This is a genomic window from Cryobacterium sp. Y50, assembly GCF_002929805.1.
In the GTDB taxonomy this organism is placed as follows: Bacteria; Actinomycetota; Actinomycetes; order Actinomycetales; family Microbacteriaceae; genus Cryobacterium.
Map to the genome: position 1 here is coordinate 83666 of NZ_PJJM01000099.1, position 22642 is coordinate 106307.

Annotated in this window: 20 protein-coding genes and 1 tRNA gene; 7 read left to right on the plus strand and 14 right to left on the minus strand. The window is 63.2% G+C overall.

Going from position 1 to position 22642, the window contains the following annotated elements; all coding sequences use genetic code 11:
* Positions 1–27 precede the first annotated feature (27 nt).
* Complete coding sequence (locus tag CXY73_RS15325) at positions 28–1077, plus strand: tellurite resistance/C4-dicarboxylate transporter family protein (RefSeq protein WP_233198378.1); 1050 nt, start codon at positions 28–30, stop codon at positions 1075–1077.
* Between the two features lie 134 nt (positions 1078–1211).
* On the opposite strand, the gene CXY73_RS15330 is transcribed toward CXY73_RS15325, so the two are convergent.
* Both CXY73_RS15330 and CXY73_RS15335 read right to left on the minus strand, forming a co-directional pair.
* Positions 1212–3596 carry an excinuclease ABC subunit UvrA gene (locus CXY73_RS15330; protein ID WP_104134968.1) on the minus strand — a complete coding sequence of 795 codons (2385 nt, stop codon included), beginning with the start codon at positions 3594–3596 and terminating at the stop codon, positions 1212–1214.
* A gap of 1 nt (position 3597) precedes the next feature.
* Positions 3598–4362, minus strand: a complete 765-nt coding sequence (locus CXY73_RS15335) for an SDR family oxidoreductase (RefSeq protein ID WP_104178181.1) — start codon at positions 4360–4362, stop codon at positions 3598–3600.
* A gap of 193 nt (positions 4363–4555) precedes the next feature.
* Here CXY73_RS15335 and CXY73_RS15340 point away from each other — a divergent pair, with 193 nt between their 5' ends.
* The 4 genes from CXY73_RS15340 to CXY73_RS15355 all read left to right on the plus strand — a co-directional run bounded on the left by CXY73_RS15340 (position 4556) and on the right by CXY73_RS15355 (position 7286).
* Positions 4556–5041: an NfeD family protein gene (locus tag CXY73_RS15340; protein ID WP_104134970.1), complete on the plus strand. Its 486-nt coding sequence runs from the start codon at positions 4556–4558 to the stop codon at positions 5039–5041.
* Positions 5034–6038, plus strand: a complete 1005-nt coding sequence (locus CXY73_RS15345) for an SPFH domain-containing protein (protein ID WP_104134971.1) — start codon at positions 5034–5036, stop codon at positions 6036–6038. Before CXY73_RS15340 ends, CXY73_RS15345 begins: the two co-directional genes overlap by 8 nt.
* Positions 6039–6041: 3 nt before the next feature.
* On the plus strand, positions 6042–6806 hold the full coding sequence (locus tag CXY73_RS15350; RefSeq protein WP_233198379.1) for a glycerophosphodiester phosphodiesterase family protein: 765 nt from the start codon (positions 6042–6044) through the stop codon (positions 6804–6806).
* Between the two features lie 111 nt (positions 6807–6917).
* Positions 6918–7286, plus strand: coding sequence for an RNA polymerase-binding protein RbpA (locus CXY73_RS15355; RefSeq protein ID WP_104134972.1), 369 nt, complete (start codon positions 6918–6920; stop codon positions 7284–7286).
* A gap of 95 nt (positions 7287–7381) precedes the next feature.
* On the opposite strand, the gene lnt is transcribed toward CXY73_RS15355, so the two are convergent.
* From lnt to CXY73_RS15405, 9 genes are all read right to left on the minus strand, one after another.
* Positions 7382–8908, minus strand: coding sequence for an apolipoprotein N-acyltransferase (gene lnt, locus CXY73_RS15360; RefSeq protein ID WP_104134973.1), 1527 nt, complete (start codon positions 8906–8908; stop codon positions 7382–7384).
* A 7-nt stretch (positions 8909–8915) separates the two neighbouring features.
* Entirely contained in the window at positions 8916–11363 is a 2448-nt protein-coding gene (locus CXY73_RS15365; RefSeq protein ID WP_104178182.1) for an RNA helicase, read from the minus strand.
* A gap of 33 nt (positions 11364–11396) precedes the next feature.
* On the minus strand, positions 11397–12158 hold the full coding sequence (gene tatC / locus CXY73_RS15370) for a twin-arginine translocase subunit TatC (protein WP_104178183.1): 762 nt from the start codon (positions 12156–12158) through the stop codon (positions 11397–11399).
* 47 nt (positions 12159–12205) lie between these two features.
* Positions 12206–12448, minus strand: a complete 243-nt coding sequence (gene tatA, locus CXY73_RS23340) for a twin-arginine translocase TatA/TatE family subunit (RefSeq protein WP_104178184.1) — start codon at positions 12446–12448, stop codon at positions 12206–12208.
* Between the two features lie 18 nt (positions 12449–12466).
* Positions 12467–12793 carry a hypothetical protein gene (locus tag CXY73_RS15380; protein WP_104178185.1) on the minus strand — a complete coding sequence of 109 codons (327 nt, stop codon included), beginning with the start codon at positions 12791–12793 and terminating at the stop codon, positions 12467–12469.
* Between the two features lie 3 nt (positions 12794–12796).
* A complete protein-coding gene (locus CXY73_RS22905) occupies positions 12797–14932 on the minus strand; it encodes a YafY family protein (RefSeq protein WP_233198380.1) in 2136 nt (711 codons plus the stop codon).
* A 17-nt stretch (positions 14933–14949) separates the two neighbouring features.
* A complete protein-coding gene (locus CXY73_RS15395; protein WP_146071776.1) occupies positions 14950–15897 on the minus strand; it encodes an FKBP-type peptidyl-prolyl cis-trans isomerase in 948 nt (315 codons plus the stop codon).
* A 127-nt stretch (positions 15898–16024) separates the two neighbouring features.
* Entirely contained in the window at positions 16025–17026 is a 1002-nt protein-coding gene (locus CXY73_RS15400; protein ID WP_104134979.1) for a tRNA (adenine-N1)-methyltransferase, read from the minus strand.
* A complete protein-coding gene (locus CXY73_RS15405) occupies positions 17023–17787 on the minus strand; it encodes an HAD family phosphatase (RefSeq protein WP_255411393.1) in 765 nt (254 codons plus the stop codon). The genes CXY73_RS15400 and CXY73_RS15405 overlap by 4 nt, the downstream gene beginning before the upstream one ends.
* An 83-nt stretch (positions 17788–17870) precedes the next feature.
* Here CXY73_RS15405 and CXY73_RS15410 point away from each other — a divergent pair, with 83 nt between their 5' ends.
* Positions 17871–18827, plus strand: coding sequence for a proteasome assembly chaperone family protein (locus CXY73_RS15410; RefSeq protein ID WP_104178186.1), 957 nt, complete (start codon positions 17871–17873; stop codon positions 18825–18827).
* A gap of 3 nt (positions 18828–18830) precedes the next feature.
* Here CXY73_RS15410 and mshC read toward each other — a convergent pair whose 3' ends face one another.
* From mshC to CXY73_RS15425, 3 genes are read right to left on the minus strand one after another with little or no spacing between them, the layout of a single operon-like run.
* Positions 18831–20105, minus strand: a complete 1275-nt coding sequence (gene mshC / locus CXY73_RS15415; protein ID WP_104178187.1) for a cysteine--1-D-myo-inosityl 2-amino-2-deoxy-alpha-D-glucopyranoside ligase — start codon at positions 20103–20105, stop codon at positions 18831–18833.
* A gap of 42 nt (positions 20106–20147) precedes the next feature.
* On the minus strand, positions 20148–21002 hold the full coding sequence (locus CXY73_RS15420; protein ID WP_104178188.1) for an undecaprenyl-diphosphate phosphatase: 855 nt from the start codon (positions 21000–21002) through the stop codon (positions 20148–20150).
* Positions 21003–21061: 59 nt separating this feature from the next.
* The gene (locus tag CXY73_RS15425; protein ID WP_104178189.1) at positions 21062–22429 is read right to left on the minus strand and encodes a M20/M25/M40 family metallo-hydrolase; all 1368 of its coding nucleotides are present in this window, start codon (positions 22427–22429) and stop codon (positions 21062–21064) included.
* Positions 22430–22535: 106 nt separating this feature from the next.
* Here CXY73_RS15425 and CXY73_RS15430 point away from each other — a divergent pair.
* Positions 22536–22620: transfer RNA gene (locus tag CXY73_RS15430), tRNA-Leu, on the plus strand.
* The last annotated feature ends 22 nt before the right edge of the window (positions 22621–22642 follow it).

Here is a 22642-nt window from a genome sequence, read left to right on the forward strand (position 1 = left end):
ACTATGGTGTCCGAACGACGTGTACGAGTGGCTTCCGCCGTACGCACGATGCCACCGGGCTATTTTGCTATGGTCATGGCCACCGGAATCATCTCGATCGGCATGAACCTGATCCGAGTCGAGGGCCTCAGCTACGTACTTCTGGTGGTCTGTGCCGGGGCTTATCTGGCGCTCTTGATTCTCACTGCGTGGCGTTTCATAGCCTTTCGTTCGGCCTTTCTCGACGACCTGCACGATCCGAACCGTGGATTCCAATTCTTTACCTTCGTTGCCGGAACCAATGTGCTTGCTGCCCGGTTGGCGGTCGAGGGATGGTTCGGTGCGGCAACGGTTCTCCTCGGCGTGTCTGGCGTGGCCTGGGTAGTCCTCGGGTATGCGGTGCCATGGCTGGCCGTCTTGGGTCGCACGGCCCGTCCCGTGCTCGGCTCGGCGAATGGAACCTGGTTCATCTGGGTCGTGGCCAGCCAGTCGGTTGCCGTGGTCGCAGCTGCGCTGGAGCCAGTCGCCGGTGAGGCCAGGGCGCTGCTAGCGGTCCTCGCCATACTGTCCTGGTCGGTCGGAATTTTTCTGTACGGGGCCGCCGGCGTGTTCGTCTCCCTGCGCCTCATGCTTTATAAGCTGCGCCCAGAGGACCTCGACCCGCCGTATTGGGTGTCCATGGGCGCCTGCGCGATCACGGTTCTGGCCGGCGCCCGCATCGTGGAAATGGCGGATGCTCCGATGGTGAGCGCGACCCGCGGGTTAGTCGGCGGTATCTCGGTGATGTTTTGGGCATTTGCCACCTGGCTCATCCCCGTACTGATCGCCGTGGGTATCTGGCGTCATTTCAAACGTCATGTTCCACTTTGCTACCAGGCAACGCTGTGGAGCATCGCCTTTCCGGTCGGAATGTACGCAGTCGCTGGAATCTACCTCGGCCAGGCCGACACGTTGCCACTCGTCGGACAGATTGGGACCGTCACACTCTGGGTAGCACTCGGAGTCTGGCTCATCATCTTCACCGCGATGGCACGCCAACCGCTTCGGCGGCGTCGGATTCGGCAGGATGCCCGGCGGCAGGAGACCGTTTCACGGTAACTTCGAGGCGGTTGAAGCGCGCTTCAGCTCGTTTGTTGACATAATGTGCATTATCGGTCACAAGCATGTGAGCGACCGAGAGGGGTGACCGATCCGCAGAACTGCCGACCTGGCACCCTTCCGGTAGCGCCGGATCAGGCGCCGACGTAGGCTGCCAGGTGTTCACCGGTCAGCGTCGAACGCCCGGCCACGAGATCAGCGGGCGTTCCTTCGAAGACGATTCGGCCGCCGTCGTGCCCGGCCCCGGGACCCAGGTCGATGATCCAGTCGGCGTGCGCCATGACCGCCTGGTGGTGCTCAACCACGATGACGGACTTACCGGAGTCAACCAGCCGATCGAGCAGTGCGAGCAGGTTCTCGACGTCGGCGAGATGCAGGCCAGCCGTTGGCTCGTCCAGAACGTAGACATCGCCGCTGTCGGCCATCTGCGTGGCGAGCTTGAGCCGCTGCCTCTCACCGCCAGAGAGTGTCGGCAGCGGCTGGCCGAGGCTAACGTAGCCGAGGCCGACGTCGGCGAGGCGGCGCAGAATTGCGTGCGCCACCGGCATGCGTGACTCCCCCGCACCGAAAAACTGCTCGGCCTCCGTCACCGACATCGCCAGCACCTCACTGATGTTGCGACCATTGAGGTGATAGTCCAAAACGGATGCCTGAAATCGCTTGCCCTCGCAGACCTCACAGGGAATGGCGACACCCGCCATAATTCCCAGGTCGGTGTAGATGACGCCGGCACCGTTGCAGCTGGGGCAGGCGCCCTCTGAATTGGAGCTGAACAACGCCGGTTTCACACCGTTAGCCTTCGCAAATGCCTTGCGGATCGGCTCGAGCATGCCGGTATACGTCGCCGGGTTGCTGCGCCGCGACCCCCTGATCGGGCCCTGGTCGACGGTCACCACACCGTCCCGACCCGAGACCGAGCCGGTGATCAGCGAGCTCTTACCCGACCCGGCTACACCGGTGAGCACCGTCAACACACCGAGCGGAATGTCGACATCGACGCTCTGCAGGTTATGGGCGCTGGCACCGCGCACCGGCATGACACCCGACGATGCACGCACGGTCGATTTGACTGCGGCCCGGTCATCCAGATGCCGACCGGTCAACGTGCCGCTGGTTCGAAGCCCGGCGAGAGAGCCCTCGAAGACCACCTCGCCGCCGTCCGAACCAGCACCCGGCCCGAGATCGATGACGTGGTCGGCGATCGCGATCATCTCCGGTTTGTGCTCGACGACCAACACCGTGTTGCCCTTGTCGCGCAGTTGGACGAGCAGGGTGTTCATGCGCTGGATGTCGTGCGGGTGCAGTCCGATGGTCGGTTCGTCGAAGACATAGGTCACGTCGGTGAGCGAAGATCGAAGGTGACGGATCATCTTAGTGCGCTGCGACTCGCCGCCGGAGAGCGTGCCAGCGGCCCGGTCCAGGGACAGATAGCCCAGCCCGATCTGCACGAACGAGTTCAGCAGGAGCTGCAAACCCGTGAGCAGCGGCGCGACGGACGAGTCGTTTAGGCCACGAACCCACCCGGCGAGGTCGCTGATCTGCATCGCACAGGCATCCGCAATGCTGATTTCGTTGATCATCGACGATCGCGCGCCCTCGTTGAGTCGGGTGCCGTTGCAGTCGGGGCAAACGGTGAAGGTCACCGCCCGCTCCACGAACGCACGAATGTGCGGCTGCAGCGAGTCAACATCCTTGGTGAGCATCGACTTTTGAATCTTGGGAATCAAGCCCTCATAGGTGAGATTGATGCCCTCGATCTTGATCTTGGTCGGCTCCTTGTGGAGGAGGTCGACGAGCTCCTCCCTGGTGAAGTCTTTGATCGCTTTGTTGGGATCGAAGAAGCCACAGCCGGTGAAGATCCGGCCAAACCAGCCATCCATGCTGTAGCCGGGGACGGTCAGTGCTCCCTCGTTCAGGGACTTGGTGTCGTCGTAGAGCGCGCTCAGATCGATATCGGTGACCGATCCCCGGCCTTCACAGCGGGAACACATACCCCCGGTGATGCTGAAACTGCGGCGTTCCTTGACGGTTTGTCCCCCGCGCTCGATTGAAACGGCACCCGCTCCGCTGATTGAGGCAACGTTGAACGAATACGCTTGGGGCGAGCCTAGGTATGGGGCGCCGAGCCGGCTGAACAGAATGCGCAGCAGGGAATTGGCGTCGGTGGCGGTGCCGACTGTGGAGCGCGCATTGACGCCCATCCGCTCCTGGTCGACGATGATGGCCGTCGTCAGTCCGTCGAGCACATCGACGTCGGGCCTGGCCAGGGTCGGCATGAAGCCCTGCACGAATGTGCTGTACGTTTCGTTGATCATGCGTTGCGACTCGGCAGCGATGGTGCCGAACACCAGTGAACTCTTACCGGAGCCGGACACGCCCGTGAACACGGTCAGCCGGCGCTTGGGAATCTCCACGCTGACGTTCTTGAGATTGTTTTCCCGAGCGCCCTGCACGCGGATCAGGTCGTGACTGTCCGCAACCTGCGTCTCCGATGCCGGGTTCGCCGTGTTCGTGGTCATGTTATTCGCCCGTAAACCCGGCCGTGTCACCCACGTAGCGCGTGTTGCCCACCGGAACCGGCTCAACGGCAGCGGCTACAACCTCGGCTGCGAACTCGCTGACGTTGTACAGGCGACCGGCCGCCTCCTTGCGGGCGCTGAGGGCGCCGGGGTTGGACCGCTCGAGCAGGGTCGCCGTGATAGTGCCCTCGATCATGTCGCCGGACACCACGACAAAGCCGATACCGGACTCTTCGAGCTGCGGAATCACCGCGCGCAGGGCATCCTCACCGGCACGCTTGCTGCGAGCCACCTGGTCGTACTCCGGCATGGTCGGGGTGGTCTTTATGAAGTGCGCTTGGTGGCTAGTGACGTACACGACCCGGGAGTCGTCGCCGAGCAGCGGGACCGCCTCGTTGAGCAGGTTCACCTGGGCATTGAGGTTCAACGTCATGGCGTAGTCAGCGGCCATGCCGCTCTCCATGCCACCCGAGGCGTTCATCACCAGAATATCGAGGCCGCCGAATTCGGTGCGAATGGTCTCGAACATCGCGGCGACCGATGCCGGGTCGGTCAGGTCGGCACCGACCGTGATTGCCGTACCTCCGGCAGCGCGAATAGCGTCGGCAAGTTTGTTCGCACGTACTTCTTTATTGCGATAGTTGATGACGACCCTGGCGCCGGCTTCGGCGAAGTACCCGACCGTATCGGCACCAATACCGCGGGAGGAGCCGGTGACGAGTACACGCTTGCCCTCGAGTGATCCTGCTGCAAGTGGATTGGTCACGGGTGCTCCTTTTTTGTTGCATACACGCCGGTAGCCATGCACGTCAGTCATTCACGTCGAATTTAGGTGAGGCTGGCATCGACTGCCACACACTCGCCTGACGACCTTATCAACAAGCACCGCCGCTCCCCCCGACGTGTTGTCGGTCGCACCTGCTAGTTTCAGAGGAAATGGATTGGGGAAAGTGGCACCCATGGTCGACCTGACTGATTATCTCTGGATTCTATGGCTCGTGTTCATTCTCGTCGCCATCACGATCGAGCTCCTGAGCTTGGAATTCACCTTCCTGATGATTTCCATCGGCAGCCTGGGGGGCTTGGCCGCCAACCTGCTCGGTCTGGAGTGGTGGCTGCAAATCGTCGTCGCCGCCGGCCTCTCGGTGCTGCTCCTGCTCACCATCCGTCCGTTCCTGCTGCGTGCCCTGCGCAAGGGCGGTGATCCGGCTTTAAGCAATATTGACGCCCTGATCGGTATGACCGGCCGCGTCGTCGCGACGGTGACCGAGACCGGCGGGCTGGTCAAGCTGGCCAACGGTGAAACCTGGACCGCGCGCCTGGTTAAACCGGCAGGTACCGCCGCCAACGGATCTATCGATCCCGGACAGGCGATCACCGTGCATCTCATCGAAGGCTCCACCGCCGTCGTCATCACCGCCGAAAGGACCCAGAATCATGCTTGACCCCGCAGCTTTCATCGGACAGATCTTCGTGTTCGCCCTGCTCGCCGTTTTGGCGGTGTTCGTCATCGTCATTCTGGTGCGCGCCATTCGCATCATTCCGCAGGGCAACGCCGGCGTAGTCGAGCGCCTCGGCAAGTACCACAAGACCCTGCTGCCCGGACTGAACCTGCTCGTGCCGTTCGTCGACCGGGTGCGCCCCCTCCTCGATATTCGCGAGCAGGTCGTGTCCTTTCCCCCGCAACCGGTCATCACCGAGGATAACCTCGTCGTCTCGATCGATACCGTCGTCTATTTTCAGGTGACGGATGCCCGGGCGGCCACCTATGAAATCAACAACTACCTCGGCGCGGTCGAGCAGCTCACCACGACCACCCTGCGAAATGTCGTCGGTGGACTGAACCTCGAAGAGGCCCTCACCAGCCGGGACAATATCAACAGCCAGCTGCGCATCGTGCTCGACGAAGCCACCGGCAAGTGGGGCATTCGCGTCGGCCGAGTTGAACTCAAGGCTATCGAGCCGCCGCACTCCATTCAGGACTCGATGGAAAAGCAGATGCGTGCCGAACGTGACCGCCGTGCGCTCATCCTCACCGCTGAGGGAACCAAACAGTCCGCGATCCTCACCGCCGAGGGCGCCCGCCAGGCAGCCATTCTCGAGGCGGAGGGTGACGCCAAGGCTGCCGTGCTACGCGCCCAGGGTGAGGCCGAAGCGATCACAACCGTGTTCAAGGCCATCCACGAGGGCGACCCCGACCCCAAGCTGCTGGCGTACCAATACCTGCTGACCCTGCCCAAGCTTGCCGAGGGAAGCGCCAACAAGCTCTGGATCGTTCCGAGTGAACTCTCCGAGGCGATGAAGGGAATCGGCAGCGCGTTCGGTGCTCAACAAAACGGTGCTCAACAAAGCAGTGCACAGACTGCTGGTGCGTACCCGGCGTCGGCGGCCAGCGCAGCCACACCGACGGCATCCGCTCCCCCGGTTTCGCCGCAAAGCTAGCCGGTGGCGGAAAATGCACGGTCGGTGTTTCTGAGCGGGACGCAACCGCGGGTGATCGCCCACCGGGGCATGACCCTGGAAGCCCCCGAAAACACGCTGCTTGCTTTCGTGAAGGCGCTCGCGACCGGGGCCACGCATCTCGAAACCGACGTGCACATTTCACTCGACGGTGTCGCGGTGCTCAGCCACGACCCCGACCTGACGCGACTGGGCCGAGACGTACGCATTGATCAGCTCACCATGGTCGAACTCAAACGCATCAGCCTGGGCGAGGGCCAGGGGTTCACGTCGCTCAGCGATGCTCTCGAGACTTTTCCGAACGCACTGTTCAACATTGATATAAAAACGGATGCCGCGGCCGAGCCGGCCGCACGGGCGATTCTCGACCAGCGGGCTTCGGAACGGGTGCTCGTGACCTCGTTCAACGAACCACGGCGGCAGCATGCTCTCAGGCTGCTCCCCGGCGTGGTGTCGTCGGCGTCATCGTCACTCGTGGCCCAGGCGGTCGCCGCGACGAATCTGGGGCTGACCGCCTTGGTTCGACGCACACTGCAGGGGTGCGTCGCTGTGCAGGTGCCTGAACGGTTCGGACCGGTGCGCATAGTCACTCCCCGATTCATCGCGATGATGCATCGGATCGACGTCGAGGTGCATGTGTGGACCGTCAACGATCCAATCGACATGATTCGACTCCTCGATAGCGGAGTTGACGGCCTCGTCACGGACCGTGCAGATCTAGCCGTGGCCGCCGTTACTCGCCGAACCTGAGAGTTATCTCCCAGAACGGGGGGAGCGGGAAGGGTAACGCCCAGCTTGATGGTTTAGAACTGTGAAGGCATCGTGATCGATCTGTGATTGCGAGCGAGAGGAGACCACACTATGGCTGACCGCAGTTTGCGTGGCATGAGATTGGGCGCACAAAGCCTGCAGAGCGAAGAAGGCGTCACCTTCTCCCCCCGAGTGGGACACACCTACCGGTGTGAAGCATGCGGACGCGAGACGGTAATGATTTTCTCGGCCGAAGCCGAGGCTCCGGACGAATGGGAATGCAAGTACTGCGCACGGACGGCGACTCGGCTCGTCGACTCCATGCCCGTAGTTGTTGACCACTCCGACGAGAAAATTCCTCGGACCCACTGGGACATGTTGCTGGAACGTCGCACCAGGGACGAACTCGAAGAGCTGCTCGAAGAGCGCCTCTCGGTATTGCGCCTGCGCCGAGGTGGCCAGCAGAAGATTGGTGCCTAACCGCCCGAAACCCCCGCACGACCCCGCACCAATGTGCTTGTACCCCCGTACTCGTGCTCGTGGTGGCGGGGTCGTCGTTGGTTAACCGCGAGGATTCAGGGCTGGCGGTGTCGCCGGGCCGCGCCCAGGCAGAGCACCAGACCGGCCAAGCCCAGACCCGACAGCAACCACTCGATTCCCCGACCGGCCACCATGGCCGGCGTAATGGTGTCACTGAGCGGCACAGTCTGTACCATGCTGCCCGCAGTGAAGGTGGCCAAGCTGTCCAGAGTGTCACCGCTGGGTGTGATGATGGCGCTCGACCCGACCGTGGAGATGTTCACGACGGTGCGACCGGTTTCGATAGCACGTAGCCGGGCAATGGCGAGCTGCTGCACGCTCTCATCGGTGTGCCCAAAATCGGCATTGTTGGTCTGGGCCAAAATTAGCTGCGCTCCGCTGTCGATCATCTCGTGCACGAGCTGGTCATCGGCGATGTCAAAGCAGATCGCGATACCGGCCAGCACGCCATCGATATCGAAGACGTTGTCGCGGGTGCCGATGCCGTAGTCGCGCCCGATCAGGTCGATCAGCTCCGGTGCGAACGGTCGCCAAAATGCTCGATCCGGCATATATTCGGCAAACGGCACCGGATGCGCCTTGTCGTAGACGTCGACGGCCCCACGCCCGGCCTCCCAGAGCAGGGAACTGTTGAAATAGATGTCTTCGGGTTGGGTGATCGTGCCCGTGATGAGCGGAGCATCCATTTCGGTGCTGATGTAGTCGAGTACCTGCGCCGCCGCCGCCGACCGGGTCGGGTCGATGTCGCTCGCGTTCTCTGGCCAGACCACAAAGTCTACGCTTTCGCCGATCAGCGGCAGGGTGGCCGAGGTGTGGTCTTGCAGAATCTGACCGGGCGAATTCTCCGCAAACAGTCCGGCGTCGGCGTTGCCTTGCACCGCGGCCAGTCGGGTCGTGCCGCTGGGCAGCGTCGGCCAGGCGGGGATGGCGAGCACGAGGGCGACCGCGCCGACCGCCACGGCTGCCCGCAGGGTGTGGGCCAGGTCTGGCTCTCGCAATAGTTGCACGGCGAGGGCGCTCAGCCAGACCACGATGAAGCTCAGGCCAGACAGTCCTACCCAGGCGACAAGCGTGCCGAACGGGCTTTCCGACTGCGAGAGCGCGACCCGGCCCCAGGCGAATCCGCCGTAGGGCCAGACCGCGCTGATCGCCTCTCTGGCCGTCCAGAGCCCGGCCACGATGACCGGAACCAATCCGAGGCGGCCCCAAACACTCGGCCAGATACGTGGCCCGTGGCGCAGAACGAGCGTGCTGAGGCCGAGGCCGAACGCGAAGAACAGGCTTTGCAATCCACCGAGCGCGAACCACGGAACGAGTCCGAGATACAGCGTGATCCAGTAGATGTGGATCAGCCAGAAGGACAGTCCGGCGACCAACCCGACCAGCAGCCCGGTGCCGAGGCTTCGTCCGAGCAGAGCCACGAGCATGAGCGCCACGCCGACCGGGGCGAGAAACCACCAGTCCCGGTCCGGAAATCCGGCGTCCAGAATGGCGCCGGCGCCGGCCGCTACCAGAACGGATGCCCACAATGGCAGGTTGAACGCACGCTCACTTCTCCACATGGCTGGTTCAGGCCACCGAAGAGTAGGCGACGATGCCGCGACGAATCGAGTCCATGGCCTCGCGTGCGGTCGGTCCGACATGACCGTCACCCGCGATCGAGAGCTGGTCGAGCAGGTCGATGGTCTGTTTGGTCCAGCGCACGAAATCACCCGCCGCCATTTCGGCTTCGTAGAGCACGTCGGCGAGTGACGCGCCGTGGGCCCACTTCCACATGGCGAGGCTGAGGCCGACCGCGAGCGGGTTACTGCCGGGTAGTTTATGGTCTCGTTCCAGGTCGTCGATGCGGCTCCACAGTTCTTGCGTCTCGTCCAGAGCCGGTCGGAACGGTCCCTTGGGCAGGTAACGCGCGTCGATCAGACCCTCCTCGCGGCGCGGCTCGAACACCAGGGCGCAGGCCATGGCGGCCAAACTGGCGGCGTCGAGGTCTTTCCACAGGCCGCGGCGCAGGGATTCGGCGACAAGTAGATCCCGTTCGGCGTAGATTCGGCGCAGGATGCGTCCGCTTTCGCTCAACGCGATCGTTCCGCGAACGTCGGATTCGAGGTAGCCGTAGCTGAGCAGAACGTCAGTCACCCGGTCGAAGACCCGCGCAATGGCACCGGTGCGTTGGGAGATCTGCTGGCTGAGGGCATCCGTTTGCCGCTTGAGCTTGAACCAGCGCTCAGCCCAGCGCGAGTGCGCCTCGCGGTCGGGGCAGTGGTGGCAGCCATGGGCGCGCATCTGCTTGCGCAGGCTGGCTACCTCACGCTGCCGTTTGTCGCGCTCCCCCCGGAGTGAGTTGTCGGCCTTGGTGCCTTCACGCTCGACCTCGGTCAGCCGACGTCGAATCGACGAGTACTCCTCAAAATTGCCGAGGTGGCACGTCATGCTGGTCTTGAACCCGGACAGGGACTCTTCCTGCTGAAGCACGGAGCGCGCGAGATCGACGACAGCCCGATCGGCCTGGAACTGTGCGAAGGAGGATTCGAGGACAGCACGGGTGCGGGCGACGCCGAACTGATCGATCAGGTTGACAGCCATATTGTAGGTCGGCTTGAAACTCGAATTCAGCGGATAGGTACGCCGAGAGGCCAGCGACGCGACCGACTGCGGGTCCAGACCCTGGGCCCACTGGATGACGGAGTGACCGAGTGTGTCGATGCCGCGACGACCGGCCCGCCCGGTCAGCTGGGTATATTCCCCCGGCGTGATTGGCACCCTGGCTTCACCGTTGAACTTCTCGAGCTTGTCGAGGACCACGGTGCGCGCCGGCATATTGATACCGAGGGCAAGGGTTTCGGTTGCGAAAACGGCCTTGACCAGCTTCTTCTGAAACAGTTCCTCGACGACCTCCTTGAACGCGGGCAGCAGGCCGGCATGGTGGGCGGCAACACCGCGTTCGAGGCCGTCGAGCCACTCGAAGTAGCCAAGCACGCCGAGGTCTTCGTCGAGCAGGGTGCGGCACCGATCGTCGACGATCTGGCGGATTTCGTCGCGCTCGTGTTCCTGGGTCAGGCGCACGCCTGAGCGCAGCACCTGCCGCACGGCCTGGTCGCAGCCGACCCGGCTGAAGATGAAAAAGATCGCGGGCAGCAGGTGTTTACCGTCGAGCATGCGCACAATGTCACCGCGATCCATGCGCCCAGCATCAAACTGTGGGCGTTGCTTGTCGTGACCGCGAAAGCCGCCGCCCTGCCGACTGGAACCACGGCCACGACCACCGGCCGAACGCCCACCGGCGTGGGCGAGCCGAACGAGTTCCGGATTGACCCGGTGAGTGCCGATCAAGCCCGTGGAATCAAAGAGATCGAGCATGTTGTTTTTGACCAGCACGTGCTGTTCAAGGGGAACCGGACGTTCCTCGGAGACGACGACGTCGGTCTCACCGCGCACTGCCTGCAACCAGTCCCCGAACTCCTCTGCGTTCGACACGGTGGCGCTGAGCGAGACCATCCGTACCGCCCGCGGCAGATGAATGATCACTTCTTCCCAGACGGCCCCGCGAAAGCGGTCGGCGAGGTAGTGCACCTCGTCCATCACCACGAAGGCGAGATCGGTCAACAGGTCGGAATCCGCATAGAGCATGTTCCGGAGCACCTCGGTGGTCATAACAACGATGCGCGCCCCCGGGTTCACATTGCTGTCACCGGTGAGTAACCCGACCTGCTCCGCACCATACTCGGCGACGAACTCCTGGAACTTCTGATTGCTGAGGGCTTTCATCGGCGCGGTGTAGAACACCTTGGCGCGGAGCTGCTGCATCGCGAGATAGATCGCGAACTCGGCGACGATCGTTTTTCCCGCGCCGGTCGGCGCGGCGACGAGCACGCTGTTGCCGGTCTCCAGGCAAGCGCAGGCTTCGCGTTGAAACGGGTCGAGGTCGAATTTCAGAGCGCCTTCGAAGGCCCGTAGTTTCGGCTGGCTGGTGCGGGTGCGCGCGGCCGAATATCGTTCGGCCGGCGATTGCGTGTGCATCACGTGATCCTTAACACTTGCGACATAGAAGTTCTAGCTGGCCCCGAGTCCGAGATCCTTCTCGAACGCGAGCACTTTTTTGGCCGTGCGTCGATCGTGCAGCCATGCGATCCCGTAGGCGGCAAAGTACAACATGACCATGGGGATCGCGAGAAGGAACATTGACACGACATCGGCCGCGGGGGTGGCGATCGCGGTGAACAACACAATGACCAGAATGGCGATCCGCCAGGATTTGATGATGGATGCTGCGCTGATGACACCGGCGAAGTTCAAGAGCACGATGAACACCGGCAAGACGAATGCGATCCCGATGGCAACGACGAGCTTGAGCACGAAGTCGAAGTACCCCTGGGCGTTGATGAATGCGGAGTCCTCGGTCGGGGCGAAACCCGTCATGAGTTCGACCACGTGCGGCAGCACGATCCAGCCGGCCGCGCAGCCGGCTAGGAACAACGGGATGGCGGTCAACAAAAAGCCGAAAATGTACTTCTTCTCCGTGCGCGTCAAGCCGGGTACGAGGAACGCGAACACCTGGTACAGCCAGACCGGACTGGATACGATCAGACCGACGTAGAGGGAAATCTTCAGCTTCAGGTCAAAGGCGCTCGTAATGTCGGGGTAGTTGATCTGCGCGTTGCGATGCTGGGCGTTGATGATGGCGTAGATCGGTTCACGCAGCTGGTCCCAGACGAAATCCGAGAGGAACCAACCGGCGATCGCACCGATCAGGAGGCCAGCGGCGGCTAGGTAGAGGCGCTTACGCAACTCGACCAGATGCTGGCCGAGCGACATTTTGCCTTCAACGGGCGTACGCCGACGCGTGCGTACCGCCACGGTAGCTAGGGCTTCGCGGAAGGGTCGATCGGACCCGAGGACTTCGCAGCGTCATCGCCAGTAGAGCCGCCCGACTGGGTCGGTGCGTTGGGATCGGGATCGACACTGTCGCTCTTGATCTCGCTTTTGAAAATCTTCATCGACTGGCCAAGGCTGCGGGCGAGTCCGGGAAGTTTGGGCGCACCGAAGAGAAGCAGTACGACGACGAGGATGATCAGAAAATGCCATCCGGTCAGATTTTGCAGCATGAGGGCGTGTCCTCTGTGTTAGCGGGTAACGTAGCGGGCGTTCCCTATCAGTTTACCCCGCACGATCCGGCCGTCGCGACGCACCTGACGCCGATGGACGCGTTCCGCTTCGCGCTGCTCGACCTCGTGGCGCAGTCCCGCAAGATCCATGAAGACGGCTGGCCTGAACTCCTCCGGTCTCGGGCTGACATCCACGTTCAGTGCAGCGACCTGATCGGCCAGGGCTTCGAACGCACAAAGAGCGCCGAGGGATTTCCGGTAGAGCCGCAGACCGGACCATACCAACACGGCCAGGGAACCCAGCGTCAGCCCACTCCAGATAAGCAACCAGGACCACCACGGCACCCGCTAATCCTCGTCAGCCGGGACAGGGGCATCGGTGTACTGCGCGACGCCTGCCGCCGCCCAATCGGCAACGACACGGCGTGGTTCGGCGGGTTCGAGTACGGTGACGATCCCGGCCAGTCCCGCAACCAGTCGTTTAAGGGCGTGGGAGTGGGCGACCCGCAGGGTGGTGCGAGTGCGAACCCCTGTACCCACCGGAACCGAACGTTCGGGGCGGTAGTCCGCAAGCAACGGCAGCGCGGCGGTTTCGAGTTCGAGTCGTACATCCAGATCGCCGCTGGAGGCCTGGAACAGGGTATCGGGCAGTAAAATCTCCGCGGCATGCGTACTTCGTGCCTTGGTGGTCGTGCGCGGGTCGCTGATGCGATCAAGACGGAACGTGCGCACCGCTTCGCGGAGATGGCACCAGCCGCGCAGGTACCAGTCGTTGTCAACGGATTCGATGCGCAGCGGATCGACGCGACGGTGTTCGTGAGCACCACGAGCGTTGAGGTAGTCGAACTCGACCTGCATCCCCGACGTGAGAGCTGCCTGGACGAGTGCACGTGTCGCCCCGCCATCTCTCTGCGCGACGGCCAGTTGGGTTGGCGGAGCCGACGCCCCGCGCGTCAACTTGGCCATCAGCGATGCAATCGCATTCGTATCAGCGTTGTCGGGGAGGGCCGAGAGGTATTGCAGGCCGGCGATGAGCGCTGCAGCCTCCCGAGCCGAGAACCTGGGAGAATCGTCGATAGCGACCTGATGGGTGAGGACGATGCGGTCGTTCAGCTCAAATTCATCCCAGAGTATGTCGAAGAGATCGCCGTGCAAATACTGACGTGTTTCCCCGGGAATTCCGGACAAGGCGATGAGACTGACCAAGGATCGCACACGTTCAGGGGGCAGGCCGAAATGCTCGGCGACCTCTGTGACGGTCACCGGACCCTGCTCAATGAGGTACGGAACCAGCGAAAGTAGGATGGTGAGCTGGTCGCTGGCGATCCGCGACTGCGAGGCCGGCGTGGAGGGCTGCGTTTTGGGTTGCGTCAGCCGACGACGCGGCGCCCCTCCGGCTGCCCGGACCGGCAAATCGGGCGAATGCCCATCGCGAACGGCGAGCAATCGGCTGGTCACGGCCGTGCGCAGAGCGAGAGGACCAACGACGAATACTTCCGGCCCGAAGGCGGCCAATTCGTCGGCGAGAACGTGCAGGTCGGTGAAATGCAGGATGCGCTCCCGGCTGGACGCCGGGTCCGTTGCCGGGATGCCATACTGGCGCGCGCCGAGCCGTACTGCCGCGTCGGTGCCCGGCTGCACCAGGATGTGCGCGACGTTGCTCGCCCACAGCTCTTCTAATTCGGCCAGGGCGCGGGCACTGTCGGCAGCAGTGCCCGCGAACGTATCGTCGGCAGCGTCGGTGACCGGGGCCGGGGACGCCGCCGGTAGGACCGTGACCGCTCCCACGATGCGCGAGAGGAGGAAGGTGCGCGGCGCATGAGCAACCTCATCGGTCGCGTAGAGGTGCCAGCGTCCCTCATGCTGAACGAGAGCCCGGGGGACGACCACGCGACGGAGCGGTTTCCTCTTGCCTGGCTTGAGGTAGAGAAAGGCCACGACCTGGGTGCGATCCAGCGCTTTGCTCAGCGGGTCGAAGCTGTGGTCCCGCGTACGAAGCAGCGGTGCGTAGCCGAGCACAGGTTCGCTCGAGTCGACGCCGAGCGAATTTAACTTGATCAGGGCGCGGCGGGATTCACCGGACAATGATCCTTCGCGCCACACCGTGCCGGCGAGTTTGAGCAGCGACACTTCGTCGGGAGTGAAGGTCACATCGGCCGGCAGGTCGTACAGTCCTTTCGGTATGCGATAGCGCAAGTGATGGTTGCTGCCGGGATCGTCCAGGGTCTCGATCGTCTCGAGAGGAATGCCTAGTTCCCGAATGTCGTCCTTGTCGCGCTCAAATTGGCGCTCCAGACTGCCATTGGGTCCAGCGATCAGGAATCGCTGCCGATAGCCCTGAACGTTAGCGAGGATATCCGCCTTGGTCAGCCCGGATTCCGTCGCTACGAGTGCCAGGACCAGGCTGAACAGGCGTTCCGGAGCGGTGACCGGCCGCGGTTTGGGTGCGTCGCGGCGTTCGTCTGGGTAGACCGGGGAAGGCACGAGGTCGCTCCCGCCGTTCAGTTGATGCCGAGGATGTCGAAGACGAAGATGAGCGTGGAATCGGCCGGAACTGCGCCCGACGCGGTCATGCCGTAGGCCTGTGCGGGCGGAATGACGGCGACGATTTGCGACCCGACGGTTTGCCCGGTGAGGGCCGCTGCCATGCCGGGGATGAGCTCAGTGGGAACTAACTCGACCGGGCTGCCGTTCGCCCAGCTGGAATCAAAGACCGTCTTCTCTTTCCAGAGCACTCCGGTGTAGTTCAAGGTGACCGTCGAATCTTCCTGGACCTTCACCCCGGAGCCCTTCTTGAGGACCCCGATTTCGAGTTCGGTGGGCGCGTCACCGGACGGCACGACAATGCCGGGCGTACCATCGGCGTCCAGGACTACCGCGGGAAGACCGTTCGCGACCGGCTGGTCTGCGCCGTCGGCCCGAGGCAGGAAGGCCTTCACAATGTCGACCACGAGCACGAGGGAGTCCGTCTCCGCGACCTGGAACTGTTCGTTGCCGCCGGCTGGTCCGAAGGCATCCTCGGGTGCGATGACGATCGCGACGCGTGCCCCGACCTGGGCGCAGAGCAGACCGTCGACGAATCCGGGAAGGGTGCTCTCATTGAGGATGATCGGGACGGCCGTTGAGCCGTCAAAAGCGCTCTGCTGGATCGCAGCACCGGTCGTGCCGTTGTAGAGGTTGAACTCTGCGGTGATCTTCTGTCCGGGAACGACTTTTTCCCCCGATCCGGCAATGACCTCGGTGCGCTGGGTGGACGCGGACTTGAGGGGCGTCGGAAAAGTGACATCCGGTGCCGTACCAAAGTTGCCGGAAACCGACACCAGCTCGGAGGCTGCACCCGAGGAGACCGGTGCGTCACAGGAGGCCTGGGCCGTACCGGGGCTGGCACAGGCGGTCAATGCCGCCATCACGAGTCCGGCGGTGGCGATCAGCGCGGATGCTTTGCGCACAAGTCCTTCTTTCGGTACGGGGTTGCTGCAGCACAGGGTGCTGCGTTGGATGCTGGGGTCGTTCTGTGACCGGGTGGTGCTGCCGTCGCTTCGCACGTAGTAGAACCGAAGCGGGCCGGGCCCTATCCTAACCGGCGTCGAGGTCTCGAGCCTTGGAGAGGTCTGCACTGGTCCCGGCGATCCGCACGCGTTTGCGCATGACCTTGGCACTGACATTGCGCTCACCGAGCGCCCCCGGTGTCCACGCCTCGACGTCGGCGTCATTGAAGTCGGTCTTCGACGGTCGCCGTTTCAATTCGGGCAGAATCGTGTCGGGAGCGAGTCGTCTGGCGGTAATGAGAAATCCGGTGTGCCCAATCATTCGATGGTCAGGGCGAACGGCGAGTCCCTCTACGTGCCAGCCGCGAATCATGGTCTCGCTGGAGTCCGGGTTGGTGTAAAAACCGGTACCACGAATAGCCTCGGCCACGCGGGACAGCTGCGTTACCGTGGCGACATAGCAAAGCAAAACCCCACCGGGCTTGAGCACGTCGGAAACCGAGCCAAGGCATTCCCACGGTGCCAGCATGTCCAGGACGACTCGGTCAACGCTCTGTGCCGGCATGGTCTTCGGCAGGGTTTCGGCGAGGTCACCGAGGGTGATGCTCCAGTTCTCCGGATCATTGCCGAGGAAGGTAGCGATATTGTCCCGGGCGACGTCAGCGAATTCCTCTCGTCGTTCGAAGGAAGCGAGCCGACCGGCCGGACCGATTGCCCGCAATAGCCAGAGCGAGAGCGCTCCTGAACCGACTCCGGCTTCGACGACAGTGGCACCGGGAAATACATCGGCCTGGGCCAGAATTTGCGCAGCATCCTTGGGATAGATGATAGCCGCGCCGCGCGGCATGCTCATCACGAAGTCCACCAGTAGGGGGCGCAGCGCAAGATGCTCGACCCCGACGTTGTTGGTGACGACCGAGCCGTCGGGCTGCCCGATGATGTCGTCGTGCGCGAGAATTCCACGGTGCGTGTGAAAAGTCAGGCCGGCCTGGAGAGAAATGGTGTTCATCCGCCCCTTCGGTCCGGTGAGCTGTACGCGGTCGCCGACACGAAAGAGTCCACTGTTTTGAATGACCTGGTTGTTGCTCATGCGAGTGGTGCGCTTTCGTGTCGGGCAGCCCCGGTGGGGGCGAGAGGATGAACGGATTCGGAGAGTTCAGCGGTGGAGAAACGATAGAGCGCTGCCACATCATCGATCGTGCGACCGACCAGCGTCGGCCAGCGGGTGTATTGGTCGCTTTCCGGCAGGTCGATCTGGTGGGGCACGGCGATGGTGATGGTTCCGGCGGCGACAGCGGAAGCGACACCGGGAACGGAGTCCTCAATGGCGATGCACCGGCGCGGATCGACACCGAGCCGTTCGGCCGCTACGAGGTAAGGGTCAGGGTGCGGCTTGCTGTTGGCGATCATGTCGCCAGCGATCACCAGGTCAAACGCGGGAAAATCAATCAGGTTGATGATCTGCCGAGCCATGCGCTCGACCGACATCGTCACGAGCGCGGTCGGCACTCCCGCCTTCTTCAGCTCTTGCAGGAGTTCACGAGATCCTGGACGCCAGGGAATACCATGCTCGGTAAGCTGCTGCTGAACCCGGTCGGTGAGGCGAGCCACAACGGCGTCTGGCGTGAGATCCACTCCGCGCGACTGAAGAATCGCCGCAGAGTTCCACAGTCCGGAGCCGACCAGCAGCATGCCATCGTCCTGCGTCCAGACGCCGCCGAATTCAGCGACCAGCTCCGTTTCGGCGCGCATCCAGTACGGTTCGGTGTCGACGATGGTCCCGTCCATGTCCCAGAGGACGGCGGCGGGCAGGGAAACGGGCGCGGAGAGCTGTACAGGATAAACATTCACGGGATCCAAGTCTAGCTAGGGCCACCGCCTATCCTTGACTGAGGCGCTCCACCGGGAGGCCGAAAGAATTGAGGACATACACGGTGACTGACGGTATTAGGTTTCTGGGCGGGCGGCTTCTCGTCGTAGCTTTCGAGGGTTGGAATGATGCCGGCGAAGCTGCGACCGGGGCGGTACGTGCGCTCAAAGACCTCCTCGACGTCGAGGTCATCACCGAGGTCGATCCGGAACTGTACTTTGACTACCAGTTCAACCGACCGACCGTGTCGACCAATGAAGACGGCGTGCGAGCGATCGGGTGGCCGAGCGCGATCATGTATGGACCGACGGCCGCCGGACCGGTGAGCGTTCCGCTGGCCGAGGACGCCGAGCTGCGCGTCAGTGGTGCGAATGCCGGCAATATTTACCTGCTCATCGGTACCGAACCCTCACGAAGCTGGAAGAGTTTTGCGGCGGAGATTCTCCACGCTGCTCTCGCCGCCGATGTGAGCGGCGTGGTGTTTCTGGGAGCGATGCTCGCCGACGTTCCGCACACCCGACCCATTTCTATCTTCGTGTCAAGCGACAATTCAAAAGTGCGCGGCGAATTACAGATTGAACGCAGCAACTACGAGGGCCCCGTCGGCATTCTCAGCGTACTGTCGGATGCCGCCGAGACTGCGGGCATTCCGACGCTGTCGATTTGGGCATCCGTCCCCCACTATGTGCATAACGCGCCGTCGCCCAAGGCGATGCTGGCCCTGATCGACAAGCTGGAAGAAGTGATCGACGTCGTGATCCCCCGTGGTGCGCTCGTCACCGAGGCGGCCGAATGGGAAACCGGGATCGATGTACTGGCCGGTGAGGATGAAGAGATGGCCGCCTACATCGCCCAACTTGAGCAGGCCCGCGATACCGTCGACTCCCCCGAAGCGAGCGGCGAAGCCATCGCGAAGGAGTTCGAGAAATACCTGCGTAAACGCGGCACTGACGGACGTGATGGACGCGGTGACGGTCGACCCGACGGGCCTGGCAGTCGGCCAGAGGGCCCCCGGCAGTAAGTTCTAGAGCGCCACGCCCAGCAGGGCGTGGACGGCGCGCTGGACCAGTTCAGGGGCGTCGACGGTGTCGGCTGCAGCGTGGTCGATGATGCGCAGCGCCTCCGGAGTGTCCAGATCGTGGCGGAGAGCCAGACGAAGCGATTGCACGACCGCTGTCGCTGAACCGGAGGCACCGTCAAAGGCCGTGGCACCGGCACCGAAGGCCGTTGACCAGCGGGCCAAACGCTCCACCCCTTCGTCGAGCAGGGACGACGTCCACTCCCAGTCGGCGCGATAGTGGCGGTCGAGCAGGGCGAGACGAATGGCCCGGGGATCGATGCCCCCGGCCAGCAGTTGCGACACCAGTACGAGGTTTCCGAGCGACTTGCTCATCTTCTCACCCCGGTAGGCGACCATGCCGGTGTGGCTGTAGACGCCGGCGAGCGGATGCCCGGACAACCCTTCCGCGTGTCCGGCGCTCATGTCGTGGTGCGGGAAGATCAGATCGGATCCGCCGCCCTGCACGGTGAAGTCGGTACCGAGTTCCTTCAGGGCAATGACCGAGCACTCGATGTGCCAGCCGGGTCGCCCCGCACCGACGCAGGATTCCCAGGCCGGTTCTCCAGCCCGGGCGGCCCGCCAGAGCAGCGGATCGAGACGGTCGCGCTTGCCCAATCGGTCTGGGTCTCCCCCGCGCTCAGCGAACAGTCGGAGCATGCTGACTAGGTCGAGGTTGCTCTCCTCGCCGAGCGTCCAGCCCGTGTTCGCTTGCGCAGCTGCGATATCGAAGTAGAGATCGGCGGCGATCTGCCCGTCAGCACCGGCTACGGCATCGTCGGTCGGTACCGGGTAGGCCAGTCCGGCATCGCGAAGTGCGGCGACTGCGGCGGCGATCTCGTCGATGACCTCGGTCACGGCGACGAAATCGTTCGGTGGAATAATGCTGAGCGCTTGCATATCGGTGCGGTACAGCTCGACCTGCGATTCGGCGAGGTCGCGCCAGTCCACGCCGGTGGCCGTTGCACGCTCCAGGAGCGGGTCATCGACATCCGTCACATTCTGGGCATAGTGCACGCGGAAGCCGGCATCGATCCAGACCCGCTGCAGAGTGTCGAAGGCCAGGTAGGTGTTGGCATGACCGATGTGCGTCGCGTCGTACGGCGTGATGCCGCAGACGTACAGCCGGGCCGCATGGCGCGGCTGCGCCAGCACCAGGCTGTCCGTTTTGGTGTCGTGGAGCCAGGGAGCACTGGATTCGCCGGGGACAGAGACAATTTCGGGTCGTTCCCATGCACGCATGCAACCAGCCTAGCTTTCAAAGTGCAGTCGCCTTGCGAGTGCCTAGGCGGAGATGACGTTCGTGCCGAGGAGGATGAACAGCACGATTCCCAGCACGATGCGGTAAATCACGAACGGCAGGAAGCTGCGCTTGGAGATGTAGTTCATGAAGAAAGCGATCACGGCGAGGGCCACGAAGAAGGCGATGACGGTGGCCACGAGCGTTTCGAGCGGGCCGAAGATTTCGGGCGTGCAGTTGGCTGCGCCAGCCAGGCACGGCTCGGCGATGGACTTGTAGATCTGGAAGAAGCCGCTGCCGAGCACCGCAGGAATGGCCAGCAAAAAGGCGTAGCGGGCGGCGGCGGCGCGCTCGTAGCCGAGGAACAGTCCGGCCGTGATGGTCCCGCCGGAGCGCGACACGCCGGGGATGAGGGCGAGGGCCTGGGCGAATCCGAAGATGACGCCGTGCCCGACCGTAATGTCTTGTAGTCGACGCCGTTTGGCTCCGACATGATCGGCGATTCCGAGCAGAATGCCGAAGACGATGAGCATGGTTGCGGTGATCCAGAGCGACCGCAGCACGGTCTCGATCTGGTCCTGGAACAGCAGTCCGAGGATGATGATCGGCAGCGAGCCGAGAATGATGAGCCAGCCCATTCGAGCATCCGGATCTGTGCGGGGAACGCTGCCCCCGAGTGATCTGGCCCATTGGCCGATGATGCGAACGATATCGCGCCAGAAGAAGATGACCACAGCCGCCTCGGTGCCGATCTGGGTGATCGCGGTGAAGCGTGCCCCCGGATCTTCGCCGGTGCCCATAAACTGGCCGACGATGGCGATGTGCGCACTTGATGATACCGGGAGGAACTCGGTCAGGCCCTGGACCAAGCCCAGGATGATCGCATTCAGAAAGTCCACACGCTTCGCTTTCTCAGATTATTCAATGGATGCCCTCTCCGAGCTGGATCCAGGGTTTGCTAGTAGCTGGAAAGCAGGTCGGTCAAAACCTGCCTGCCAAACACTAATGCGTCAAGGGGCACTCGTTCATCCACGCCGTGGAACATGGCCGGGAAATCGAGGTCGGCTGGCAGCCGCAGCGGGGCAAAACCGTAGCCCTTGATGCCCAGCGCGCTCAAGGCCTTATTGTCGGTGCCGGCCGACAACAGGTACGGCAACACCGGCGCTCCGGGATCGTGGCGCCCCAGGGTGCCCACGACGGCTTCGATCAGCGGACCGCTGAACTCGGTCTCGAGGCCGATGTCACGGTGCATCGTCACAATTTCGATGTCACTCCCCACGATCTGTTGAATTTGGGCGAGGACGAGGTCTTCCTCGCCCGGCACCGAGCGGATGTCGATGAGAGCCTCGGCCGCATCCGGGATCACGTTGTGCTTGTACCCGGCGGTAAGGCCGGTTGGATTCGCCGTGGTGCGCAGGCTGGCCTGGATGAAGCCGGACGCGGTTCCGGTGGCGAGAGCGAGCTCATCGGGGCCGACCTGCTGCGGATCGACGTCGAGAATGCGTGCTATCTCGCCGAGCAGCTGCTCGGTCGTGTCGGTGAGGCGAATCGGCCACTCGTGGCGCCCCAGTTTCGCCACAGCCTCGGCGAGCCGTGTGACCGCGTTGTTCGGGTGCATGCGGGAGCCGTGTCCGGCCTCGCCGCGGGCGATCAGTTTGATCCAGACGAGGGCCTTCTCGCCGGTTTGCAGCAGGTAGGCGCGCTTGCCCCCGAGGGTGATGGAATACCCGCCAACCTCGCTGACCGCCTCGGTGGCACCGTCGAACAGGTGCGGGTGTTCGTTCACCAGAAAATGGGACCCGAGCACACCGCCGGCCTCTTCATCGGCGAAGAACGCGATGACCAGGTCACGCTCCGGCGCGCCCCCGGAGCCAATCACATCCTGCAGGGAAGCGAGAATCATGGCGTCCATGTTTTTCATATCGACTGCGCCGCGCCCCCACAGCAGGCCGTCTTTGATAACGCCGGCGAAGGGGTCGACGCTCCAATTCGCCGGGTCGGCCGGTACGACGTCGAGGTGCCCGTGCACAACCAGGGCAGGGCGGGATCGATCCTTGCCTGCCACCCGGGCCACGACACTCGTGCGGCCGGGCTCCGAATCGAAGAGCTGCGGCAGGAGCCCGAGGGCTCGCAGTTTCTCGGCAACGTACTCGGCGGTATCCGTTTCACCGTTTGAACGACCCCCGCCATAATTTGTCGTGTCGAAACGGATGAGATCACGTGCGATTTCGGCGGTCAGATCGAGTTTCGGAGCGGCCGCCGTGGGTGATGCACCCACTGAATCAGCGGAACTCGGGGCCGGAAACGTGTTCGGGGAGGAAGCCATAACCACACGCTACCCGTCGCCAACGGGCGCACGGACACAACGGGCGTTCTAAACCGTGCTAAGTTATTACCTCGGCAGCCGGTTGATCCGGAGGCCGTTTCACCCAGTCCGGGTGGCGGAATTGGTAGACGCGCTGGCTTGAGGTGCCAGTGCCCATTAAGGGCGTGTGGGTTCAATTCCCATCTCGGACACGGAGATTTCTTTCGAGAGATC